This is a genomic window from Flexivirga oryzae (assembly GCF_014190805.1).
Taxonomy (GTDB): domain Bacteria; phylum Actinomycetota; class Actinomycetes; order Actinomycetales; family Dermatophilaceae; genus Flexivirga; species Flexivirga oryzae.
Genome location: NZ_JACHVQ010000002.1, coordinates 524,766 through 546,639 on the forward strand (window position 1 = coordinate 524,766; position 21,874 = coordinate 546,639).

General features: G+C 70.1%; 20 protein-coding genes and 1 riboswitch. Of the genes, 11 read left to right on the top strand and 9 right to left on the bottom strand.

The window, feature by feature from the left end:
- Positions 1-85 precede the first annotated feature (85 nt).
- Positions 86-934, bottom strand: coding sequence for a Clp protease N-terminal domain-containing protein (locus tag FHU39_RS15545; RefSeq protein ID WP_183321489.1), 849 nt, complete (start codon positions 932-934; stop codon positions 86-88).
- 37 nt (positions 935-971) lie between these two features.
- On the bottom strand, positions 972-1,178 hold the full coding sequence (locus FHU39_RS15550) for a helix-turn-helix domain-containing protein (RefSeq protein WP_183321490.1): 207 nt from the start codon (positions 1,176-1,178) through the stop codon (positions 972-974).
- 105 nt (positions 1,179-1,283) lie between these two features.
- Here FHU39_RS15550 and FHU39_RS15555 point away from each other — a divergent pair, with 105 nt between their 5' ends.
- Both FHU39_RS15555 and FHU39_RS15560 read left to right on the top strand, forming a co-directional pair.
- Positions 1,284-2,420 carry a serine hydrolase domain-containing protein gene (locus FHU39_RS15555; protein ID WP_183321491.1) on the top strand — a complete coding sequence of 379 codons (1,137 nt, stop codon included), beginning with the start codon at positions 1,284-1,286 and terminating at the stop codon, positions 2,418-2,420.
- Between the two features lie 10 nt (positions 2,421-2,430).
- Positions 2,431-3,267 (top strand): aldo/keto reductase, encoded by an 837-nt coding sequence (locus FHU39_RS15560; RefSeq protein WP_183321492.1) that lies wholly within the window; start codon positions 2,431-2,433, stop codon positions 3,265-3,267.
- 177 nt (positions 3,268-3,444) lie between these two features.
- On the opposite strand, the gene FHU39_RS15565 is transcribed toward FHU39_RS15560, so the two are convergent.
- The 4 genes from FHU39_RS15565 to FHU39_RS15580 are packed head-to-tail and all read right to left on the bottom strand — an operon-like array spanning position 3,445 to position 7,941.
- Positions 3,445-4,302 carry an ECF transporter S component gene (locus tag FHU39_RS15565; protein WP_343065936.1) on the bottom strand — a complete coding sequence of 286 codons (858 nt, stop codon included), beginning with the start codon at positions 4,300-4,302 and terminating at the stop codon, positions 3,445-3,447.
- A 5-nt stretch (positions 4,303-4,307) separates the two neighbouring features.
- The gene (locus FHU39_RS15570) at positions 4,308-5,873 is read right to left on the bottom strand and encodes an ATP-binding cassette domain-containing protein (RefSeq protein ID WP_183321493.1); all 1,566 of its coding nucleotides are present in this window, start codon (positions 5,871-5,873) and stop codon (positions 4,308-4,310) included.
- Entirely contained in the window at positions 5,870-6,961 is a 1,092-nt protein-coding gene (locus FHU39_RS15575; RefSeq protein ID WP_183321494.1) for an energy-coupling factor transporter transmembrane component T family protein, read from the bottom strand. Before FHU39_RS15575 ends, FHU39_RS15570 begins: the two co-directional genes overlap by 4 nt.
- Positions 6,958-7,941 carry a hypothetical protein gene (locus FHU39_RS15580; RefSeq protein ID WP_183321495.1) on the bottom strand — a complete coding sequence of 328 codons (984 nt, stop codon included), beginning with the start codon at positions 7,939-7,941 and terminating at the stop codon, positions 6,958-6,960. The genes FHU39_RS15575 and FHU39_RS15580 overlap by 4 nt, the downstream gene beginning before the upstream one ends.
- A gap of 78 nt (positions 7,942-8,019) precedes the next feature.
- A riboswitch (cobalamin riboswitch) is annotated at positions 8,020-8,157 on the bottom strand.
- A gap of 41 nt (positions 8,158-8,198) precedes the next feature.
- Between FHU39_RS15580 and FHU39_RS15585 the strand changes: the two genes are divergently transcribed.
- The 6 genes from FHU39_RS15585 (at position 8,199) to FHU39_RS15610 (ending at position 13,800) form a co-directional block, all read left to right on the top strand.
- Positions 8,199-8,840, top strand: coding sequence for a nucleoside/nucleotide kinase family protein (locus FHU39_RS15585; protein WP_343065937.1), 642 nt, complete (start codon positions 8,199-8,201; stop codon positions 8,838-8,840).
- Positions 8,841-9,098: 258 nt separating this feature from the next.
- Positions 9,099-9,623: an RNA polymerase sigma factor gene (locus FHU39_RS15590; protein ID WP_246336587.1), complete on the top strand. Its 525-nt coding sequence runs from the start codon at positions 9,099-9,101 to the stop codon at positions 9,621-9,623.
- A complete protein-coding gene (locus tag FHU39_RS15595; RefSeq protein ID WP_183321497.1) occupies positions 9,604-10,404 on the top strand; it encodes a hypothetical protein in 801 nt (266 codons plus the stop codon). The genes FHU39_RS15590 and FHU39_RS15595 overlap by 20 nt, the downstream gene beginning before the upstream one ends.
- A 116-nt stretch (positions 10,405-10,520) precedes the next feature.
- Positions 10,521-12,458, top strand: a complete 1,938-nt coding sequence (locus tag FHU39_RS15600) for a MoaD/ThiS family protein (protein WP_183321498.1) — start codon at positions 10,521-10,523, stop codon at positions 12,456-12,458.
- Between the two features lie 53 nt (positions 12,459-12,511).
- On the top strand, positions 12,512-13,339 hold the full coding sequence (locus FHU39_RS15605; RefSeq protein ID WP_183321499.1) for a phosphoadenylyl-sulfate reductase: 828 nt from the start codon (positions 12,512-12,514) through the stop codon (positions 13,337-13,339).
- On the top strand, positions 13,339-13,800 hold the full coding sequence (locus FHU39_RS15610) for a hypothetical protein (protein ID WP_183321500.1): 462 nt from the start codon (positions 13,339-13,341) through the stop codon (positions 13,798-13,800). The genes FHU39_RS15605 and FHU39_RS15610 overlap by 1 nt, the downstream gene beginning before the upstream one ends.
- 114 nt (positions 13,801-13,914) lie before the next feature.
- Here FHU39_RS15610 and glpK (FHU39_RS15615) read toward each other — a convergent pair whose 3' ends face one another.
- Entirely contained in the window at positions 13,915-15,414 is a 1,500-nt protein-coding gene (gene glpK, locus FHU39_RS15615) for a glycerol kinase GlpK (protein ID WP_183321501.1), read from the bottom strand.
- A gap of 7 nt (positions 15,415-15,421) precedes the next feature.
- The gene (locus tag FHU39_RS15620) at positions 15,422-16,204 is read right to left on the bottom strand and encodes an IclR family transcriptional regulator domain-containing protein (RefSeq protein WP_183321502.1); all 783 of its coding nucleotides are present in this window, start codon (positions 16,202-16,204) and stop codon (positions 15,422-15,424) included.
- 200 nt (positions 16,205-16,404) lie between these two features.
- Between FHU39_RS15620 and FHU39_RS15625 the strand changes: the two genes are divergently transcribed.
- From FHU39_RS15625 to glpD, 3 genes are all read left to right on the top strand, one after another.
- A complete protein-coding gene (locus FHU39_RS15625; RefSeq protein WP_183321503.1) occupies positions 16,405-17,361 on the top strand; it encodes an MIP/aquaporin family protein in 957 nt (318 codons plus the stop codon).
- Positions 17,362-17,409: 48 nt separating this feature from the next.
- Positions 17,410-18,927: a glycerol kinase GlpK gene (gene glpK, locus FHU39_RS15630; RefSeq protein WP_183321504.1), complete on the top strand. Its 1,518-nt coding sequence runs from the start codon at positions 17,410-17,412 to the stop codon at positions 18,925-18,927.
- 72 nt (positions 18,928-18,999) lie between these two features.
- The gene (gene glpD, locus FHU39_RS15635; RefSeq protein WP_183321505.1) at positions 19,000-20,727 is read left to right on the top strand and encodes a glycerol-3-phosphate dehydrogenase; all 1,728 of its coding nucleotides are present in this window, start codon (positions 19,000-19,002) and stop codon (positions 20,725-20,727) included.
- Here glpD and FHU39_RS15640 read toward each other — a convergent pair.
- Positions 20,711-21,838 carry a PQQ-dependent sugar dehydrogenase gene (locus FHU39_RS15640; protein WP_343065938.1) on the bottom strand — a complete coding sequence of 376 codons (1,128 nt, stop codon included), beginning with the start codon at positions 21,836-21,838 and terminating at the stop codon, positions 20,711-20,713. The two genes, glpD and FHU39_RS15640, sit on opposite strands and share 17 nt — an antisense overlap.
- Positions 21,839-21,874 lie beyond the last annotated feature (36 nt).

Genomic DNA, 21,874 nt, shown 5'->3' on the forward strand with positions numbered 1-21,874 from the left:
CCAGGGACATTCCGTGCAGTGTTCGGACATGCGTCAGGGCTCGGCCACCCACTCAGATGAGCGGCCGAGCCCGTGGACGGCCAGGTCAGGCGGTGGTCCGGTCGGCCAATTCATCCACGGCGTCGCGCAACGCCTTCGGGTCGTCGGACGCCTCGATGATGGCTTCGATCGCCGGGTCCCCGCTGTTGAAGAGCGCCGCCAACACCACACCCGCGAGCGGCCCGCCGGCGTCATCCCACGGCCCGGACCCGTGCGACGCCCGCATCTCCTGCCGCATCTCGTGCAGCACCCGGTGCATGCTCGGGGTCACCTGGGTGAACCGTCGGCTGCGTGGTCCGCGACGGCCTCGACCGCCCGGCCCGAAACCACCCGGCCCGAAACCACCGGGGCCGAACGGGCCCGGGCCGAACGGCCCGAATCCCTCGTCGAAACCTTCCGATTCGTTCTCGTGCCCTTCGCGGTCGGAGCCGGACTCACCCGTGTCCTCCACGCACGGCAGCTGCCCGCCGCGCGGATGCGGTCCGCGTGGCCGACGTCCGCGATGACCGCCGTGCTGCCCGCGTCCCCGGCGCTGCCCCCACCCGTCCGTGATGTCCTCACCGAACGTCTCGCGGACCGCGTCCCGCACCTTGTCGAGGTCGATACCGATGGCCCGCAACGCCTCCCGGTCCTCCTCGAGATTGTCCGCCGCGTCCTGACGGTCCCGAGCCGGTGCGGACGAGGCCGTGTCGTCGTGCTTCTCGACGACCACCCGACGTGCCCATTCGTAGGTCACGCCCTGCTCGGCGAGCACCTTGTATGCCGAGCCGCGCACGTTCGAGAGAAGTCCGAGCAGGAAGTGATCGGGGCCGAGCAGCTCATGATCGAGCTCCCTGCGCTCCTCCACCGCCTGCAGCATCGCTATTCGTAGCTCTGAATCCATTCGTCGAAACATGGTTGATCTCCTTGAAAGTCGTTGATCCGCAGCACCTTCACCGCGAATGCTTCTGATGAACGGCCTGTCGGCTGACCTGCAGGACATCGGCGATGGCCTGCCAACTCCAACCGCGCTCCCGAGCGTTTCGCACCTGCACGTCCTCCAACCGGTCGGCGAGGACGCGGAGTGCACGAACCGCGGCGAGTCCCTGCGCGGGATTGGTGCTCGCGGCCGCCTCGGTGAGCTTCATGTCGTCGTTCATGGTGTCAAGTAAACCTGACACTTCCGGACATGTCAAGAAAACCTGACACGAGAGTCTTGCCATCGTTGGGTGAGGGAGCCGTCACCGGCGGAATAGGGTCGGATCATGACGCTCCCCGGAGTCACCCGCGCGGTCGACGCCGCCATCAGTGGCCGGCGCATCGCCGGCGCGGTGGTGCTGATCAGCCGTGACGGGCATCCGGTGCACGACCAGGCCGCGGGTCTGGCCGATCTGGCGTCGGAGACGCCCATGCGGCGGGGCACGGTGTTCCGTCTCGCCTCGGTGACCAAGCCGGTCATCGCCGTCACCACGATGCACCTGGTCGAGGCCGGAGACCTGGACCTGACCTCCCCGATCCATCGCTGGCTGGGCGATTTTCGGCCGAGGCTCGCCGACGGGTCGGTGCCGGACATCACGGTCGACAACCTGCTCACGCACACGGCGGGTCTCTCCTACCGGATGAGCGAGCCGCCCGGCAGCGACTACGACCGGCTCGAGGTCTCCGACGGGCTGGACCGCACCGATCTCACCCTGCAGCAGAACCTGGACCGGATCGCGCGGACCACGCTGCGGGCGGTGCCCGGCACCGAGTTCCGCTACTCCCTCGCGTATGACGTGCTCGGCGCGCTCATCGAGTCGGTGACCGGCACGACGTTGCCGAAGGCAGTCGACCAGATCGTGTGCCGCCCCCTGCAACTGCACAGCTTCGGCTTCTCCGTCGGTGAGTTGGCGCAGGTGGCGACGGCGTACAGCGATGGCCTCATCCCGATCACCGACGAGCCGATCCCCAACGACTTCAACGTTGTTCGGTTCTCTCCGGAGCGGATCTTCGACCACACCCAGTGGCCGTCGGGCGGCGCTGGCGCTGCCGGAACCGCGGGCGACGTGCTGCGGTTCCTGGAGTCGGTCGCCCTCGGCGGCGACCCGATCCTCACCTCGCGCACGGTCACCGAGATGTACGCGGCCCGGATCGGTCGGCAGCTGGTCGGGACGACGCTGCACGACTCCTTCGCCCGCGGCTGGGCGGTCACGTCACCGGACACCGCTCCGCTCTACGGCCTGCCGATCGACTCGGTCCACTGGGGCGGCGCCTACGGACATTCCTGGGCGATCGATCCCGCGACCCGCACCGTGGTCGTCGCGCTGACCAACACCACCCCGGAGGGCATGGCGGGCGCATTCCCCGCGGACGTCGCTCGTGCGGCGTTCACCGATCTCGCAACCGGCGCGCTCGACGCGTAGCGTGGTGGCGATGAGCCTCCCGACATACACCCTCAACGACGGCACGACCCTTCCGGCGATCGGCTTCGGCACCTACCCGCTGAGGGACGAGGACGGCCTCACCGCGATCCGGAGTGCCCTCGACGCCGGCTACCGATTGCTCGACACCGCAGTCAATTACGAGAACGAACCCGAGGTCGGCGAGGCACTCCGCCGTTCCGGGGTACCGCGCGACGAGGTGCGGATCCAGAGCAAGATCCCCGGCCGGCACCACGGGTATGACGATGCCCTGGCGTCGATCCGCGCGTCCCTCGAGGTGATGCAGCTCGACCACATCGATGTGCACCTGATCCACTGGCCGAATCCGAGCGTCGACAAGTACGTCGAGGCGTGGCGCGCCCTGGTGACCGCGCAGCGGGAGGGGTTGGTGACGACGATCGGCGTCTCCAACTTCACCCAGGAGCAGCTGCGCCGGATCATCGACGACACCGGGGTCACCCCGGCGGTGAACCAGATCGAGCTGCACCCCTACTTCCCGCAGGTGGAGATGCGAAAGGTCAACGCCGACCTGGGGATCCGCACCGAGGCGTGGAGCCCGATGGGCAGGCGCCAGGCACCGTTCGGCGAGCCGCCGGTCGCGGATGCGGCGACCGCCCACGACGTCACACCCGGTCAGGTCATCCTGCGCTGGCACTACCAGCTCGGGTCGCTGCCGCTGCCCAAGTCCGCGACCCCGCAGCGCCAAGCGGACAACCTCGACATTCTCGGGTTCGAGCTGACCGACGCCGAGATGGCCGCCATCACCGGACTGGCCAAGCCGGACGGCCGGCTCTTCGGCGGCGACCCCAACACCCACGAAGAGATGTGACCCCACCCCCAGCCGACAGGCTCACATAACCACCGACGGGCTCACAAATACCGCCCTCCGGCGCACAGAATCGCACCCATGAGTGAGCCTCTCGGTCATTACTGGGCCTGTCGCTGAATTGGGTGGGCGGGGTGCGCGGGGTGCGGGCGGGGTGGTCGTCTGCTGACTGGGTTGCGGTCAGGCGTCGGTGCGGATGGGGTCGTATGACGCGCGGCGGGCCGCGCGGCGCAGCAGCGTCAGCACGGGGCGGCCCAGGAGGGCGATGGCTATCGCGTTGGTGATGGCCCGTCCGGTGTCCCATCCACCGGTCGAGGTCACGAGGGTGTAGACGAGGAAGCGGTGCAGGTTGGACCACAGCGAATCCCCCGGAACATAGGCCAGATTCGCGTGCCCCGAGATGTCCGTGCCGGCGAGGAACGGCCAGCCGTAGAGGTTCATCAACGCCCCGAAGAGATACGCCACCAACACGCCGTAGCCGACCAGCATGACGATCTCGCGCCGCCCGCGGACGCGGCGTGGCAGCAGTCCGGCGCCCATCCCGATCCAGGCCGAGCAGAGCATCTGGAACGGCAGCCAGGGACCGACCCCGGCGGTCAGCAACGCCGACGCGAAGAGGGACGTGCACCCCAGCACGAAGCCGAAACCCGGCCCGAACACCCGCCCGGCGAGGATCAGCAGGAAGAACACCGTCTCGATACCCCCGGTGCCGCCACCGGTCGGCCGCAACGCGGCATCGACCGCCGACAGCACGCCGAGCATCGCCAGCGCCTTGGAATCCATGCCGCCATCGGCGAATTCGGCGAGTACGACGACGACCAGCAGCGGCAGCGTCACCGCGAAGATGATCGGCGCGTCGGTCACGTGGGCCGTGTCGGTGGCAGCGTGCCGGGTCAGCAGCGGCCAGCAGAACATCGCCAGCCCGGCGATCGAGACCAGCACGAGGACGACCGCGGACCGCAAACCCACGGGCACCGCGGAGCCGCCCAGCCGCGCCACCAGATCGGCCGGCCGGTCGGGGGCGGCGCGGTCGGTCACCGGGTTCACGCGGAGCCCTCGAGCGCCACCGCGACGTCACCGACCGTCAGGAAAGGCTCCGGTGCCAACACTTTCGCCACCTGTGGCGCGAAGATCGGCGATGATGCGACCACCTCGGCGGTCGGCCCGTCGGCGATCACATCGCCGTCCGCCAGCACGACCACCCGATCGGCCAGACCGGCGACGAACTCGACGTCGTGGGTGGCCACCAGGACCGCGTGCCCGCCACGAGCGAGCAGGTCCAGCTGTTCGGTGAGTCTCTCCTTGGCCAGGTAGTCCAGACCACGCGTCGGCTCGTCCAGCAGGAGCACACCCGGGTCACCGGCGAGCTGGATCGCCAGCACCAGCGAGAGCCGTTGGCCCTCCGACAGATCGCGCGGATTCTGCCGGTCGGGGATCCCCGGCGCGAGCCGGTCCAGCAGGTCCCGCGCGGCCGGTCCCGCGACCGCGCACTCCTCGCCGACGGTCTCGAGATAGAGCAGGTCGGCCGCCGTCTGCGGGACCAGAGCCACCGCACCCGTGGCTCCCGCCGTCTCCACCCCGTCGACCAGCACCGAGCCGCCCGCACGCGCGCCGCTCCCCTGCAGTGCCCACAGCAGGGATGACTTCCCCGACCCGTTGCGCCCCATCAGCGCGGTCACCGTGCCCTCGGCCAGATCCAGGTCGACCCCGCGCACCGCGACGTTCGCGCCGTACCGCACCGTCACACCACGCGCGGCGAGCGCCACGTCACCCGCCGAGCGGGTGCGTGCCGCCGGCGCCCGCAGCGATGACCGCAGCGGCCGCGCAGCGCGCCGTGCGTCCCGCACCGACAACGCCAACGGCGCCCACGAGCAGAGCCGGCCGAGCCCGACCACGGGCGGCGCAACCGGTGAGTCGATCATCAGGGTCGCCGGGTCGCCGCTGCGTACGACGCCGTCGCCCGGCAGGACGATCAGCGAATCGGCATACTGCACAGCGCGTTCCAGCCGGTGTTCGGCCATCACGACGGTCGTGCCCAGATCGTGGACGAGACGGGTGATCGCCGCGAGCACCTCTTCGGCCGCGCCCGGATCGAGCGCCGAGGTCGGCTCATCCAGCACGAGCACCGAGGGCGAGGTCACCAGGGCGGCTCCGATCGCGACGCGCTGCTGCTGCCCACCCGACAGCGTCGCCAGTGAGCGGCTGCGCAGCTCGGCGATCCCCAGCAGGTCGAGCGTCTCCTCGACGCGCTTGCGCATGGTTGCCGGCGGAACGCCCAACTGCTCCATGCCGTAGGCGAGTTCCTCCTCCGCCGTGTCGGCGACGAAGCCGGCCAACGGATCCTGCCCGACCCGGCCGACGACCTCCGCCATCTCGCGCGGCGGATGGTCGCGGGTGTCCAGTCCGCCGACGATCACCCGACCGGACAACCGCCCCCCGGTGAAATGCGGCACCAGCCCGTTGACGGTCCCCAGCAGAGTGGACTTCCCGGCGCCGGTGCGCCCCACGACGAGCGCGAGCTCGCCTTCCTCGACCACCAGGTCGACGTCCGCCAGTTCGGGCGGGCGGCTGTCGTCGTACCGCACCGACACGTCGGTCAGCTCGATCACGCCGGCACCTCCTGATCCTGTATGGCGCGCGGCGGCGAAACCACCACCGCGACCAGCCCGACCACGGCGGCGAGCAACGGCAGCAGGTCCACGATCGGCCATTGCACCGGGTCGGTCGACGTACTCAGGTGTGCCGGAGCGTACTTCGTCGCCAGCAGCATCAGCACGCCCGCGGCGAGCCCGCTGGCCGACACACCCCACGCCGCGAGGTCGAACGGGTCGGGCCGATACCGCGTGACCGTGCGTTCGCGTGCGGTGAAGGCCAGCCCGGCCGCAGCCAGCAGTGCGCCGAACACGAAGGCGGGCCAGCGGAACACGGCGGCCGCCTGCCCGTCCAGCACACCGAAGATCCCGATGCAGACGGCGATCAGGCCGACCAGCGTCAGCACGGCGACGGCCCGGCGGGTCCGCGGCGGGGTCGCCCCGCGGCGGCCGTACCCCCGCGAATCCATCGCCGCCGCGAGCAGCAGCGACCGGTCGAGCGCATCGCCGAGCACGGGCACGATCATCCGCCGCACCAGGTGCCACCGTCCCCCCGGCGCCGGCCGCAGCCGTTGCGCGCGTCGCACCCGCGCGATGCTCTCCGCCAGCTGCGGGAACACCGAGACGGCGACCACCACGACGGTCCCGATGTCGTAGAGGCTGATCGGCACCACCTTGAGCAGTCGCTTCGGGTTCGCCAACGAGTTGGCGGCGCCGACGCAGATGACCATCGCCGCGAGGTGGAGGCCGTCATACAGGCCGTCGAGCAGGTCGGACAGGTGCACCGGGCCCAGCAGGGTGATGCCGGCCGCCCAGTCGGGCAGCGGGATCCGCGGCAGGTCGACCAGCACCGGTCCGGTCCCGACGGCTCCGAGCAGACACCGGAACAGGACGCGGATGACGACGATGAAGGCACCGAGGGCCAGATAGACGCGCAGCGACCGCGCCCACGGGGCGTTGCCGCGGCGGGCCACCACCACGAAGCAGGAAACCCCGATGAGCAGCAAGAGCAGCAGCGGGTTCGTGGTGAACGACGCCGCCACGGCCAAGCCGATCGCCCAGAGCCACCAGGCGAGGGGGTGGACCGGAGCCCGCAGCCGCTTCACCCGAGGTTGCGCCGACGGATGATCGCGACCGCGGCCCCGCCGATCGCCAGCACCGCGAGCACGCCGCCGCCGACGGCGGTGGTGGCGTTGATGCTGCTGGACTTGTCGGACTCGTTGATCAGCCTGTCGCTGTCCGCCAGCCTCGCGCCGCCCGCGGCGACGGCGCCGCCGGACGTCGAACCGCTCGACGCCGAACCCGCGGCCGAGGCCGAGGTCGACGTGCCGCTCGCTCGCCGCGACTTCTTCGCGGCACGACTCGACGACGTGGTGTGCGACGTGTGGGCCGTCGCCGGTGCGGTCGAGGACGGACGTGACCGGTGCGCGGTGCTGCTGTGGGCGGACGGCGCCGGGTCGTGCCTCGCCGCGGTCGTGGACGGCGGCGCAGTGGTGGTCGTGTGCCGGGGCGGCGCGGTGGTGGTCGTATGACGAGGCGGTGCGGGCGGCCGGGTCGTCGTGTGGGTGGCGGTCGGCTTCGGTTTCGGCGCCGGGCGGACCGGGGCCACACCCGGGGCGACCTTGCTGCCGGTGGAGAAGGCCCAGCCCTCGAACCCGCCCGGGATGACGTGGTGGCTCGCGGCACCCTCGCTGCTGTAGCTCCAGGCGCCGCCGTTCGGGGCGTGCCAGTAGCTCCAGTAGGCGGTCGTCGGGGAGGCGTTGACACACGGGTCGGAGGCGGGCTTCCCGTAGAGCCGGCAGACGAAACCGGGCTGCCGGGCCGCCATCGTGACCGGGACCCCTGCGGCCTGCAACGCGTCCAGCCCGGTCGCGCCGCTGCGGACGGGCGCGCACCGCACCGCGACTCCCCCACCCAGGCTCCGGAAGTCCACCACCACGGTCACGCCCGTGCTGGAGGTGCAGTAGCCGTTGTAGCCGGCCGCGCGAGCCGGCGCCGCCGTCCCGGCATACAGCACCCCGCTCGCAGAGATCGCGAGCGCGCCGGCGGCAGCCGAACGCATCAACCGGCGGGGTGCGGCGGGCATACGGGGTGGATCCTTTCGGACCGCGGAACGCCACGCGCGACCCGAGAATCGCCCGAGACTGCAGTCCGCGGCAGTCGTTGTCGGTCTTCCGGTGGCGCAGGTGTTCCGGCTCACGACGTCGGGTCGTTCACGGCTGCGGGTCAGCGCCGGAGTCACACCGGCTTCCCCTGCTCGCACCTCGGACGCTCGGCCTGAGCGTCCGCCGAAAACGGTAGCACCGCTTGTGCAAAGACCCGGAATGCCGCAAAGTCCTGCCCGTGACGTCGATCCGCGAACTCAATCCCGACCGGGCCGTCCGTGCACTGACCCGGCTCGCCGACGGCACGGACCGGGTGATCGTCGGGATCACCGGCGCTCCGGGCGCGGGCAAGTCGACGGCCGCCAAGACCCTCGCCCGGCGCTGCACCGCCAGCGGCGTGCCCACGGTGGTGGTGCCGATGGACGGCTTCCATCTGGCGCAGGCGGTGCTGGAGGCGCGCGGCTGGGCGCCGGAGAAGGGCGCGCCGCACACCTTCGACGGGGCCGGGTACGTGGCGCTGATCGAGCGGATCCGCCGCGAACGACGCTGGTCGGTCTGGGCGCCCGCCTTCGAGCGGACCCTGGAGGATCCGGTCGCCGGGTCGATCGAGGTCGCACCGCAGACCCGTCTGGTCATCACCGAGGGCAACTACCTGCTGTCGCCCGACGAACCGTGGTCGGAGCTGCCCGGGCTGCTCGACGCGGTCTGGTATGTCGACACGCCCGACCAGCTGCGGCTGGACTGGCTGATCGCTCGCCGCCGCAGGTACGGCGCCACCATGCAGGAGGCGACCGACCTGGCCCTCGGCCCGGACGAGCGCAATGCCGAGCTGATCCGGGCGTCCCGCGACCGGGCGGACGCGTTCTTGCAGGTGGAGTGAGCCGCGTCATACCACCGGCCAGGCAACCTCGGCGCCGCTCGAACGTCTTCCCACCATGAGACGTGACGCAGGGGCGGCAGGGCGGGGCCTTCGGGCTCCCTCCCCGCGCTGCGTTACCCATCGACGCGATCACTGGTTAAGGTCGGAGCGAGGGGTCGGGGCCTCATGACGGTGAGCGCACCCGCCGTGTATGCCGAGAGGCCGTATCGCGTGGGAGGTCGGATCCGTGACCGTGGATCTGCGGCCACCCGCGGCGCGATGACCGCCGACGACTCGGTCGACCTGGCCGAGCTCTACCGCACGCACCACCTGCAGATGGTGCGGCTGGCGCGGTTGCTCGTCGACGACCTGGCCAGCGCCGAGGACGTCGTGCAGGAGGCGTTCCTCGGGATGCACCGCAACCGGGCGGCGCTGCGCGACTCGGGGGCGGCCGTGGGCTACCTGCGGCGGGCCGTGGTCAACCAGTCCCGCTCGATGCTGCGCCGCCGCCGCACGGTGCGCGCGCACCTCAAGGTCGCCGAGCCGGAGATCGCACCACCGGCCGACAGCGAGGTGCTGCTGGCCGAGGAACACCAGCAGGTGCTGCGCGCGGTCGACCAGCTGCCACCGCGGCAACGCGAGGTCCTGGTGCTGCGCTACTGGTCCGACATGTCCGAGGCGGAGATCGCCGCCGCCCTCGGGATCAGCAAGGGAACTGTGAAATCACAAGCAAGCCGGGCAATGACCGCTCTGGCACAGATCATGGCCGAAGGAGGCGCATCCGATGAGTCAGCACCACGATGACGACGACCTGGAGCGTCGCCTCCGGGCGGCCTTCACCGCCAAGGCCGAGCAGATCGGTCCGCACGACCTCGACACCGACCGCGAGGACGCGGTCGCCGCGTTGCTGCGCGAGCCCGCGCGGCCCGGGCGCGTCCGCAAAGTGGTGTCCGGCATCGGCATCCTCGCCGCCGCGGCCGCGGCGGTCGGGGTGGTGGCGCTCGCCATACATCCTTCGCAGCAGCACACGACCACCGCGCTGCACCCGGTGACGACGGCCGCGTCGACGGGTGTGGTCAGTGTTGCGCCGCCGACGCAGACGACACCGAGCACGACCGCGGGGGAGACACCCCACATGGGGCAGGCGACGCCGGACAACCAAGTGGGCACGCAGTCGCAGCCGCTGACGACGACCACCACGACGACGACGTCGACCAGCACGACCACGACGCCGCCGAGCTCGTCGACGACCCGCACCGCCCTCAGCGCCGGAGGGACCCAGGGGTCGTCGAGCAGCAGCACGTCCAGCAGCAGCACCCCCACCGACCGGTCCGGTGCGATCCCGCTCGACGGTCAACGCACCGTGCCGGTGCCCGAGGGCCTCACCTGGGAGGTGACCGCGGAGACCGACCGCACCCGGACGGTCCGCATCACCTACCTGCCCACCGACATCGAGGCCTGGTGGGGCACGCACCTGCCCGCGCAGGGCTGGGAGGAGTCGGCGGACCACGGGTGGACGATCCCCGGCACGGCGTATGCCGTCAGCCCGATCACCGACAAGGGGTCGTTCACCGTCACCTGGTGATCCCGGGCCGCGTTCCGGAACGAGTGTCTACAGAGTGAGACGCTTTGACGCGCTCCCATGCCGGATGGTTATCTTTCTAATCACGTTCAGTTAACCAACCGCTCGGAGAGGTAACCATGACTGCCGTGACGGCTCGGCCCCGACGCTCGCGCGCCGATCGGCCAGCGCCCGACTGGGACCTGGTTTACAAGCGCAACTACATCGAGCGACTGAAGCGGGACCGCCCGCCGATGAACGTGCGCGAAGAGCTGCCCGAGCTGATCGCTCGCGGTTACGAGGATATCCCAGAGGAGGACATCGTCCGCCTCTACTGGTGGGCGCTGGCGCACGACAAGCCGAAGATCGGCACGTTCATGGTGCGCATCAAGGTCGCGGGTGGCCTGGTCAACGCGGCGCAGGTGCGCGCGCTGGCCCAGATCTCGAACGACTACGGGCGCGGCGAGGCCGAGCTGACGACCCGCCAGGGCATCCAGCTGCACTGGGTCGAGCTGGCGAAGCTGCCCGAGGTCATGGAGCGGATCGAGGCGGCCGGTCTCACCACCAACGGCGGCGAGGGCGACACCGTCCGCAACATCACCGGGTGCCCGGTCACCGGGCTGGCCGAGGGCGAAGCCTTCGACGTGACGCCGGTGATCCGCGAGGTGGCCGACCACTTCTACGGCAACCCGGAGTTCTCCAACCTGCCGCGCAAGCACAAGTACACGATCTCGGCCTGCGAGTCGCAGTGCAACGCCCCGGAGATCTCCGACGTCGCGCTGATCGCCGTCCGCAAGGACGGCCGCGAGGGTTTCACGCTCCGCATCGGCGGAGGTATGACGAACACCCCGCGCATCTCGCGTGACGTCGGTGTGTTCATCCCCCGCGAGGAGACCGTCGAGGTCCTCGAGGCGGTCACCAACGCCTGGCAGCGCGACCTGCGTTACCGCATCTCCCGGGCGAAGGCCCGCATCAAGTTCATGATGGACGACTACGGCCCGGAGGGCATGCGCCAGCGGATCGAAGCCGCCCTCGGCCGCCCGCTGGAGGACGGCGTAGCGCCCGAGCCGACGGCCGACACCGACCACCTCGGCGTCCACCCGCAGGCTCAGCCGGGCCTGCTGTATGCCGGCGTGCCGGTCTCATCCGGCCGCATCTCCGGCGCTCAGCTGGAGGCGATCGCCGACCTGGTCGAGAGCTACGGCGGCGACGTCCGCTTCACCCGGCAGCAGAACTTCCTGCTGGGCAACATCCCCGAGTCCCGGATCGACGATGTCCGGAACACGTTGCGCGACATCGGTTTCGACCTGGACCGGGGCCGGGCGTTCGGCCGCTCGATCGCGTGCACCAGCCACCGGTTCTGCAACTACTCGGTCGCCGAGACCAAGGGCAAGCTGGAGGAGATCCTCGACGAGCTCACCGACAGCTACGGCGCCGGCCCGATCGGCGACCTGGCGATCCACGTCGACGGTTGTCCGCACGCCTGTGCGCAGCACTGGGTCGGCGAGATCGGCCTGCAGGGCACGACGACCCGCGTCGACGGCTCGGACGAGCGCATCGAGGCCTACGACCTGACCGTCGGCGGGGGGCTCGGCTCGCGCAGCGCCATCGGCCGCCGGTTGATGCGCCGGGTGCCGACGCACGAGATCAACGGCGTCATGGACCGGCTGGTCGGTGCGTGGCTGAAGGAGCGTGCCGACAAGGGCGACTTCAACTTCACTCTCGGCGACTTCTGCAACGGCCACACCGACGACGAGCTGATCGCCGTCGCCCAGGGCATCGACGTTGCCAACGCGTCGCCCGACACCAGTGTCGGCGTGCGCGTCCCCGGACCGCTGCTGCCCCTGGTGGACGGCGAGGACCGCATCGAGGTGCAGGCTCCGACCGTCGGCGAGGCACTGGCCATCGTCGCGAAGCGCTTCCCCGGGTTCAAGGAGACGGTGATGCCCGAAGGCACCGTCGACAAGGCCTTCCTGATCGCCATCGGCGACGAGGACGTCCGCAACCTCGACGGCATGAACACCGCCGTCCAGCCCGGTGCCGACATCGTGGTCATCACCGCCCTCTCCGGCGGCTGAGCGACGCGCAACACGGCACACCACTTCGGCTACGGCATACGAAAGGACATGGCATGACACTGAGCCTCGCACCGAGCACCGAGGATGAGCGCGTCGTCTTCGACGACCTGGAGATCGGCGAGATCGCCGTCGAGCTCGACGACCAGGAGCCCGAGGACGTCATCGAGTGGGCCCTGGAGACCTTCGGCGACCGCGTCGCGATCGTCACGGCCCTGCAGGAGGACGGGATGGCCGTGCTCGACATGGCCGCCCAGATCAAACCGGACGTGAGGGTGATCACCGTCGACACCGGCCGACTGCCCGACGAGACCTACCAGTTCATCGACGAGGTGCGCTCGCGGTACCCGCGGACGCAGTGGGACGTGCTGTTCCCGGACTCCTCCGAGGTGGAGGCGATGGTGAACCGCCGTGGCGTCAACCTCTTCCGCAACTCGGTGGAGGAGCGGATGCTGTGCTGCCAGATCCGCAAGGTCCGTCCGCTGGTCAAGGCCCTGCAGGGGCTGGACGCCTGGTTCACCGGGCTGCGCCGTGACCAGTGGGCATCGCGCGCCGCGATCAAGAAGGTCGAGCTCGACCACGACCACGAGGGCATCGTGAAGATCAACGCGTTGGCCGACTGGGAGGGCGACGAGGTCAAGGCCTACATCGCGGACAACGATGTTCCGGTCCACCCGCTCTACGCCAAGGGTTACACCAGCTTCGGCTGCGGCCCCTGCACCCGCGCGATCGAGCCCGGCGAGAACGACCGCGCCGGCCGCTGGTGGTGGGAGACCGGCGCTCCCAAGGAGTGCGGCATCCACTGCCCGATCGAGACCGGCAGCTTCGAGCACGAGGCCGAGGCGATCTTCGCCGAGGCCGAGCGCAAGTCCGCCGGACACTGATGACCGACGAGCCGTTCGAGCTCGCTGAGGCAGAGGCGGTGGCCATCGCTGAGGTGGCCACCGCCTTTGCCGCTGTCCTGCCGCCCGAGCGACGCGGGCCGTATGACGGGCTGGTCGAGGCCGCATCCGCCGGAAGCGTTGACCCGGAACAGCTTCCGGAGCTGGAGCGGGTCTGCGTGCTGGCCCTGGAGACCGGCCGCGCGCGGCAACTCGGCAAGGCCGAGACCGAGCGCCTGGTCAATGCGGTCTACCGCCGCACCCCGGGCGGGCGGGCGCTGACCGCCGAGGCCTCCGACGTCAACAAGGTGCTCGCGGGCCTGGCCGGCAAGTCGCTGCAGACCGCGCGGATCACCTGCCGTATGCCGGGCCGCTACCTGCTGGACCTGGTCGTGGACGGCATCGACGTGTCGATCTCGCTGGAGCCGGAAGGGCTCGAGGTCCGCAGCCTGCAGACCGGCTGAGCGGCGCCGGCCCGGCGCCGCGGGGACTCTGACGGCCGGATTCACCGTTGACGGTCGAATTCGGCCGTCAACGGTGAATCGGACCGTCAGCCTCGTCGCGACATACCCCCGCGGTCACCCGCGCACGTCGAGGGTGCGCACGATCGCCGCGCGCCACGCAGCGCGCTGTTGCTCGCGCAGCTCGCTGCGCAGCTGCGGGTCCCACTGCCCGGCGCGGTGCCAGTTGCGCCGCAGCACGTGCACGTCCGGCCAGTAGCCCACCGCGAGGCCGGCCAGGTAGGCGGCACCGAGACTGACGGTCTCGCTGCTGGTCGGCCGCACCACCGACACGTCGAGCACGTCGGCGACCAGCTGCATCAGCAGGTGGTTGGACGTCATACCCCCGTCGACCCGCAGTGATTTCAACGGAACTCCGGCATCGGCCGCCATCGCCTCGACCACGTCGTTGGTCTGCCAGGCGCACGACTCGAGCACCGCGCGCGCCAGGTGCCCCGCCGTGACGAAACTGGTCAGCCCGGAGATGACACCGCGCGCGGAGGACGACCAGTACGGCGAGAACAACCCGGTGAAGGCGGGCACGACCACGCAGCCGCCGCTGTCGTCCACCGTCCGGGCCAGGGTCTCGATCTGCGGCGCCGACTCGATCAGGCCCAGCCCGTCGCGGACCCACTGCACGAGACCACCGGCCACGGCGATCGAGCCCTCCAGGGCGTAGGCCTTCGAACCGTCGGCCAGCTGATAGGCCACGGTCGGCAGCATGCCGTGCGTCGAGGTCACGATGTCGGCGCCGGTGTTCATCAGCAGGAACGCCCCGGTGCCGTACGTGCACTTGACCTCGCCGGCGTCGAAGCAGGTCTGCCCGAACAGCGCACCCTGCTGGTCCCCGACTGCCGCCGCGACCGGCACGCCGGCGAGCCCACCGACGGCGGTGCCGACGACCTTCGAGGACGGCACGATCCGGGGCAGGATCGCCTCGGGGACGTCGAAGAACTCCAGCAGGTCAGGATCCCAGTCGAGGGTCTTCAGGTTCATCAGCAACGTGCGGCTGGCGTTCGTGACGTCGGTGACGTGCACCCCGCCGTCCGGGCCACCGGTGAGGTTCCAGATCAGCCAGGTCTCCATGGTGCCCATCAGCAGCTCCCCACGCAGCGCTCGGACGCGCAGGTCGGGGTGCGTCTCCATCAGCCAGGACAGACGCGGCGCCGTGAAGTATGCCGCCGGCGGGATGCCCGCTCGGCTGCGGAAGAAGTCCGCGCCGGGATCGTCGAGCAGCCGGTCGACGATCAGCTGCGACCGGGTGTCCTGCCAGACGATCGCGGGGCACACCGGCCGCCCCGAGTCCCGCTCCCACAGCACGAACGTCTCGCGTTGGCTGGCCACCCCGACGGCTGCCACGTCGGCGACCGAGATGCCCAGGTCGGCGAGCGCCTGCGGTATGACGCGCCGGGTGTTCGCCCAGATCTGCGCGGCATCGTGCTCGACCCACCCCGGCCGCGGGAAGATCTGCCGGTGCTCGCGCTGCCCCATCCCGGCCAGCCGGCCGTTCCGGTCGAAGACCATCGCGCGCGTCGAGGTCGTGCCCTGATCGATGCTGAGCACATATCGGGAGGTCATGGCGGGGCTACCACCGTTCTGCCATCAGCGCATGGCTGGTGCCGCGGGCGGCCTCGCGGAGCGGGGCCAGCAGATCGTCCCTGGGCGCCCGCCGCGGTGTCAGCACGTCTTCGGGAGTGCCCCGCACCCCGAGAGCGGCGACCACCACTCCGCCGAGGCTGCGCACCGGCACCGCCAGACCGGCGGTGCGGACGGCCGATTCCTCGTCGTCGACGGCGAACCCCCGGCTGCGTGTCGCATCGATCTCGTCACGCAGGGCGCTGGTGCGGGTGATCGTCCGTGCCGTCGCGGCCACCGGACGCAACCCGTCCAGCACGTTCGCACCGGACGGCGCGAAGGCCAGCAGGATCTTGCCCTCCGCGGTGGCCGCGAGGTTGACGTCCTCGCCGATCTCGACGTGCTGCGGGGCCGGCGACGCACTGAACACGTGGTGCGACACGATGCCGGTCTGGATCTCCGCGGCGGGTACGTCCGGCAACACGACCAGCCGCGTCGACAACCGGGTGCGTGCTGCCAGCGCGTCCACCCAGTTGGTCGCGCGCGCTCGCATTTCGTTGAGGTCCATGGATTTCCAGCGGTTCTCCAGGATGCTCGGCGCCAGCCGGTAGCTCCCGGTGGCCTGATCCTGCTCGGCGAGGCCGACCTCGACGAGGGTCCGCAGGATGCCGTGGACGGTGCTCTTGCTCAGTCCCAGCGCCGACGACAGATCGCCCAGTTGCCGCAGGTCGCGGGTCGCGAGCAGGCGCATGATCGCCGCCGCTCGTTCGACGGACTGCACATATCCCGGCACCCGACCGACAGTAACGGGCCATGATTCAGGAGAATCTGACGCCTATTCGACAATGTCGAACGCTCTGCCGTTCAGGGCCTCCCGTTCTCCCTAATGTGTCCCGCGCGCACCACAACCGTGTGATGCACAGCACACCGATCAGGAGGCTGTTCCGTGATGAAACGACCAGATTCCCACCCGCTCCACGGGGTGAGCACACGATGAGCGCCGTCACCGCACCGTTGAAGACCGGCCTCGGGCTGAAACGCCTGGGCGGCCTGTGGGGCGAGTGCGCGGCGGAATTCCTCGGCACCTGCGTGCTGATCCTCTTCGGCGACGGCGTGGTCGCCATGGCCGTGGCGGCACTCCCGGCGTCCGGCCGGGCGGAGACGTCGACCACGATCTTCCTGGCCTCCGGCGACTGGCTGCTGATCACCTGGGGCTGGGCCTTCGCGGTCTGCTTCGGGGTCTACATCGCCGGTGGTGTCACCGGTGCGCACCTGAACCCGGCGGTCACGCTGGCCTTCGCCGTACGGCGCAAGTTCCCCTGGCGCAAGGTGCTCCCCTACTCGCTCGCCCAGGTGGTCGGTGCCTTCGTCGGTGCGGCACTGGTCTGGTGGAACTACCACGACTCCATCAACGCCTACGATCACGCGGCCGCGGCCAAGGCGGGGACCGTCCTGGTGAACGGGCACACGAACGCCACCTTCTCGATCTTCGCGACCTTCCCGTCCGGGGCGTTCCACGGCTCGATGTGGGGGCCACTGCTCGACCAGATCATCGGCACCGCACTGCTGTTGCTGTGCATCGCCGCGGTCGTGGACGCCCGCAACACGATCGTCAAGGCCAACCTGGGTCCGCTCGTCATCGGCTTCGCCGTCGCCGCGATCGGCATGAGCTTCGGCGCGAACGCCGGATATGCGATCAACCCGGCACGTGACCTCGGTCCGCGCCTGTTCGCCGGCCTCGCCGGCTTCGGCAAACTCGCCCTGCCCGGATCCGTCCCGGGAAGTTTCAGCAACTACATGTGGGTGCCCATCGTCGGGCCGCTGATCGGCGGCGTGATCGGCATCGTCGTCTACGACCTCCTGATCGGCAAGGTGCTCGACGTGCGGGCCCAACTCGGCGAACCGCACGAAGAACCTGAGAAGGTGACAGAAACCGACGACGAGGACTGACCCTTCCGCCACCACAACCCCACACGCCACCACTTGCAAGGAGAGACCATGGCCGACTTCGTAGGAGCCCTCGACCAGGGCACGACCAGCACCCGTTTCATGATCTTCGACCACAGCGGCAACGAGATCGCCAAACGCCAGCTCGAGCACGAGCAGATCATGCCGCAGGCCGGCTGGGTCGAACACAGTCCGCTGGAGATCATCGACCGCACCCGCACCGTCATCGGCGGCGCCCTGGCGAACGCGAACCTGCAGGCGTCCGACCTGGATTCGATCGGCATCACCAACCAGCGCGAGACCGCGGTGGTGTGGAACAAGAAGACCGGCCGCCCCTACTACAACGCGATCGTCTGGCAGGACACCCGCACCGACAAGATCGCGTCGGCCCTGGAACGGGAGGGCAAGGGTGACGTGATCCGGCAGAAGGCGGGCATCCCGCCGGCGACGTACTTCTCCGCGGGCAAGGTCCAGTGGATGCTGGAGAACGTCGACGGGCTCCGAGAAGCCGCCGAGGCTGGCGACGCGATCTTCGGCAACACCGACAGCTGGGTGCTGTGGAACCTCACCGGCGGCACGGACGGCGGCGTGCACGTCACCGACGTGACCAACGCCAGCCGCACCATGCTGATGAACCTCGAGACGCTCGACTGGGACGACGAGCTGTTGTCGTTCTTCGGCATCCCGCGCTCGATGCTGCCGACGATCCGGCCCAGCTCCGACCCCGACTTCTACGGGACCACGCAGCGATCGGGGCCGGTCGGCGGCGAGGTGCCGTTGTGCGGCGACCTCGGCGACCAGCAGGCCGCGACCGTCGGGCAGGTCTGCTTCGCCCCCGGGGCGGCGAAGAACACCTACGGCACCGGCAACTTCCTGCTGATGAACACCGGCGAGGAGATCGTGCGCAGCAAGAGCGGTCTGCTCACGACCCCGGCGTACAAGTTCGGCGACGCCCCTGCCGTGTTCGCGCTGGAAGGCTCGATCGCCGTGACCGGCAGCGCCGTCCAGTGGCTGCGCGATCAACTCGGCATCATCTCCGGCGCGGCCGAGACCGAGCAGCTGGCCCGTCAGGTCGAGGACACCGGTGGGATGTATTTCGTCCCGGCGTTCTCCGGCCTGTTCGCCCCCTACTGGCGCTCCGACGCACGCGGCGCGATCGTCGGTATGTCGCGCTTCAACACCAACGCGCATCTCGCGCGGGCGACGCTCGAATCCATTTGCTACCAGAGCAAAGACGTCGCCGACGCGATGGCCAAGGACTCCGGCGTGACGTTGGACGTGCTCAAGGTCGACGGCGGTGTCACCGCCAACAGCCTGTGCATGCAGTTGCAGGCGGACATCCTCGGTGTGCCGGTGTCACGCCCGGTCGTCGCCGAGACCACCGCCCTGGGCGCGGCATACGCCGCCGGGCTGGCGACCGGTTTCTGGAGCAACACCGACGAGCTGCGCGCCAACTGGAACGAAGCAACGCGGTGGGATCCGGAGTGGAGCGACGAGCAACGGGCCAGCGGCTACGCCGGGTGGCAGAAGGCCGTGCAGCGCACGCTCGACTGGGTCGACGTCGACTGAGACATCGACGACCGGGGTACCTAGAGTGAAAGACGTCAGCCGTCCGCGGGTCGGCATACAGGAGGAGAACCCATGGTGATGCAGCTGGGCAGCTCTCGGCTCGGGCCGGCAGAGCGCGCGCAGGCATGGAAAGAGTTGCAGGAGAACGAGTTCGACGTACTGGTCATCGGTGGCGGGGTCACCGGCTCCGGAGCGGCACTCGACGCTGCCACCCGCGGACTGCGCACCGCACTGGTGGAGTCGCGCGACCTGGCCAGCGGCACGTCGTCCCGCAGCAGCAAACTCTTCCACGGCGGGCTGCGCTACCTGGAGCAGATGAACTTCGGTCTGGTGGCGGAGGCGCTGCGAGAGCGCGAGCTGATGCTGACGACGATCGCGCCGCACCTGGTGCACCCGGTCTCGTTCCTTTACCCGCTGTCCCACAGGGGGTGGGAACGCCCTTACGTGGCAACGGGTTTGGCGATGTACGACCAGATGGGTGGGGCGCGGTCGGTGCCGCGGCAGAAGCATCTGACGCGCGGCGGCGCGCTCAAGCTCTTCCCCAGCCTGAAGTCCGACTCGCTGGTCGGCGCGGTCCGTTACTACGACGCGCAGGCCGACGACGCCCGCCATACGATGACCGTCGCGCGGACCGCGGCGCACTACGGCGCCGTGGTGCGCACCTCGACCGAGGTGGTGGAGATCCTGCGGGAGGCGGACCGGGTGGTCGGCGCCGTGGTGCGCGACGTCGAGACCGACGAGCGGATCGAGGTGCACGCCAAGGTGGTCGTCAATGCGACCGGCGTGTGGACCGACGACGTGCAGAAGATGAGCGGCGGTCGGGGCCGTTTCCGGGTCCGTGCGTCGAAGGGCATCCACATCCTGGTGCCCCGTGATCGCATCGCGGGCGAGGTCGGGCTGATCCTGCGCACCGAGAAGTCGGTGCTGTTCGTCATACCGTGGGGCCAGCAGTGGCTCATCGGCACGACCGACACCGACTGGACGCACGATCTGGCACACCCGGCGGCGACCGCCGCGGACATCGAATACCTGCTGGAGCACGCCAATTCGGTGCTCGCGACGCCGATCACCAAGGACGACATCCTCGGCGTCTACGCCGGGCTCCGTCCGCTGCTCGCCGGCGAGAGCGAGAACACCAGCCAGTTGTCCCGCGAGCACGCGGTGGCCCGCCCGCAGCCGGGACTGGTGTCGATCGCCGGCGGCAAGTACACCACCTACCGGGTGATGGCCAAGGACGCGATCGACATCGCCGGCAAGGACCTCGGCGAGATCAAGGAGTCGGTCACCGAACACGTCCCGCTGATCGGCGCGGACGGGTATGCCGCCATGCTCAACCTCACCCACGAGCTGTCCGAGCAGACCGGCCTGCCGTCCTGGCGGATCGAGCACCTGCTCGGCCGCTACGGGTCCCGGCTGGAGGAGGTGCTGGCGCTGGCCGCCGAGGACGACACCCTGCTCAAGCCGGTGAAGTCCGCCGAGACCTACCTGCGGGTCGAGTTGAAGTACGCGGTCACCCACGAAGGTGCCCTGCACCTGGCCGACGTGCTGGCGCGGCGCACCCGGATGTCGATCGAGACCAAGCACCGCGGCGTCGACGCGGCGCAGGAGACCGCCGACATCATGGCCGAGGTGCTCGGCTGGGACGAGGAGGCCAAGCGCAAGGAGGTCCAGACCTACCGGGAGCGTGTGGAGGCCGAGCGGAAGTCCCAGGAGCTGGAGACCGACACCGAGAGCGACGCGGCCCGGTTGCGCGCCCCCGAGATGCGCCAGGGGCTGCGCCGCGTCACCGCGACAAAGTAGCGGGGTCCACCCGCAGGATCCGGTCGTCGCCGGGTTTCGGGTCGCCCCGGCCGTCGGTGTTGTTGGTCAGCACCCACAACGACCCGTCCGGGGCGACCTCGACGTCGCGCAGCCGGCCGTAGGTGCCGACGAAGTAGGACTTCGAGGTGCTCGGTTCCGGCACCGGCACCGCGCGCAGCCGCTCGCCGCGCAGGCAGGCGATGTAGATGGTGTCGCCCCGGATCGCCATCCCGCTCGGGGACGCCTCTCCGGTCGGCCACTGCTGCACCGGGTTGCGGTACTTCGGGTCGTCCGCGCGACCCTCGTGGACCGGCCAGCCGTAGTTGCCTCCGGGCACGATGACGTTGAGCTCGTCCCAGGTGTTCTCGCCGAACTCCACCGCGAACATCGTCCGGTCGGCCGCCCACGCCATACCCTGCACGTTGCGGTGGCCCATCGACCAGACCCGGCTGCCGGGGAACGGGTTGTCCGACGGCACCGACCCGTCCGGCTCCATGCGGAGGATCTTGCCCGCGAGACTGCCCCTGTCCTGGGCCAATTCGCGCTGGGTGGTGTCGCCGACCGAGACGTAGAGCTTGCCGTCCGGTCCGAACTCGACCCGTCCCCCGTCGTGCACCACACCGGCCGGTATGCCGTCCAGGATCTGCTGCCGCCCCGTCAACCGCACGGTCCCCGATCGCTTCGACCAGCGCCACCGTGCGACGTGGTTCGCGTCGTCGCTGCCGGTGTAGTAGACGGTCAGCCAGTCGCCGCGCACCGCCATACCGAGCAGGCCGCCCTCGCCGCCGTGCCGCACGCCGGGCACGGTGAAGACCGCACGCAGCTCACCGTCGACCAACTGGCGGATGCGGGCGTCGTCACGCTGGCTGATCAGCGGTGCGCCGCCCGCCCACACGACCGACCAGGGTGCCGTGAGTCCGGTGATGACATCGCGCACACCGCCGGTGGGCCGCTCGGCGGTCGACCGTCCGGTGCCCGCCCGCACCGAATCGGGTGCCTGCTGAGCGCTGCCGGTGGCGCACGCGCCGACCGCAGCGGTGCCCGTGACGGCACCGAGCAGCGTCAGCACCGTGCGTCGGGTCGGTCCGGGGTCCGGTCTCACGATCACCACCACCTGCACCCATCGTGCGCGACCGGCCGGTTTTTC

Excerpts from the sequence above, each read along its gene's own strand:
- FHU39_RS15545 (WP_183321489.1), bottom strand. The coding sequence starts at position 934 with ATGTTTCGACGAATGGATTCAGAGCTACGAATAGCGATGCTGCAGGCG.
- glpK (WP_183321501.1), bottom strand. The coding sequence starts at position 15,414 with ATGACCTCCCGATATGTGCTCAGCATCGATCAGGGCACGACCTCGACG.
- FHU39_RS15550 (WP_183321490.1), bottom strand. The coding sequence starts at position 1,178 with ATGAACGACGACATGAAGCTCACCGAGGCGGCCGCGAGCACCAATCCC.
- FHU39_RS15625 (WP_183321503.1), top strand. The coding sequence starts at position 16,405 with ATGAGCGCCGTCACCGCACCGTTGAAGACCGGCCTCGGGCTGAAACGC.
- glpD (WP_183321505.1), top strand. The coding sequence starts at position 19,000 with ATGGTGATGCAGCTGGGCAGCTCTCGGCTCGGGCCGGCAGAGCGCGCG.
- FHU39_RS15590 (WP_246336587.1), top strand. The coding sequence starts at position 9,099 with ATGACCGCCGACGACTCGGTCGACCTGGCCGAGCTCTACCGCACGCAC.
- FHU39_RS15560 (WP_183321492.1), top strand. The coding sequence starts at position 2,431 with ATGAGCCTCCCGACATACACCCTCAACGACGGCACGACCCTTCCGGCG.
- FHU39_RS15610 (WP_183321500.1), top strand. The coding sequence starts at position 13,339 with ATGACCGACGAGCCGTTCGAGCTCGCTGAGGCAGAGGCGGTGGCCATC.
- glpK (WP_183321504.1), top strand. The coding sequence starts at position 17,410 with ATGGCCGACTTCGTAGGAGCCCTCGACCAGGGCACGACCAGCACCCGT.
- FHU39_RS15600 (WP_183321498.1), top strand. The coding sequence starts at position 10,521 with ATGACTGCCGTGACGGCTCGGCCCCGACGCTCGCGCGCCGATCGGCCA.
- FHU39_RS15580 (WP_183321495.1), bottom strand. The coding sequence starts at position 7,941 with ATGCCCGCCGCACCCCGCCGGTTGATGCGTTCGGCTGCCGCCGGCGCG.
- FHU39_RS15605 (WP_183321499.1), top strand. The coding sequence starts at position 12,512 with ATGACACTGAGCCTCGCACCGAGCACCGAGGATGAGCGCGTCGTCTTC.
- FHU39_RS15595 (WP_183321497.1), top strand. The coding sequence starts at position 9,604 with ATGAGTCAGCACCACGATGACGACGACCTGGAGCGTCGCCTCCGGGCG.
- FHU39_RS15555 (WP_183321491.1), top strand. The coding sequence starts at position 1,284 with ATGACGCTCCCCGGAGTCACCCGCGCGGTCGACGCCGCCATCAGTGGC.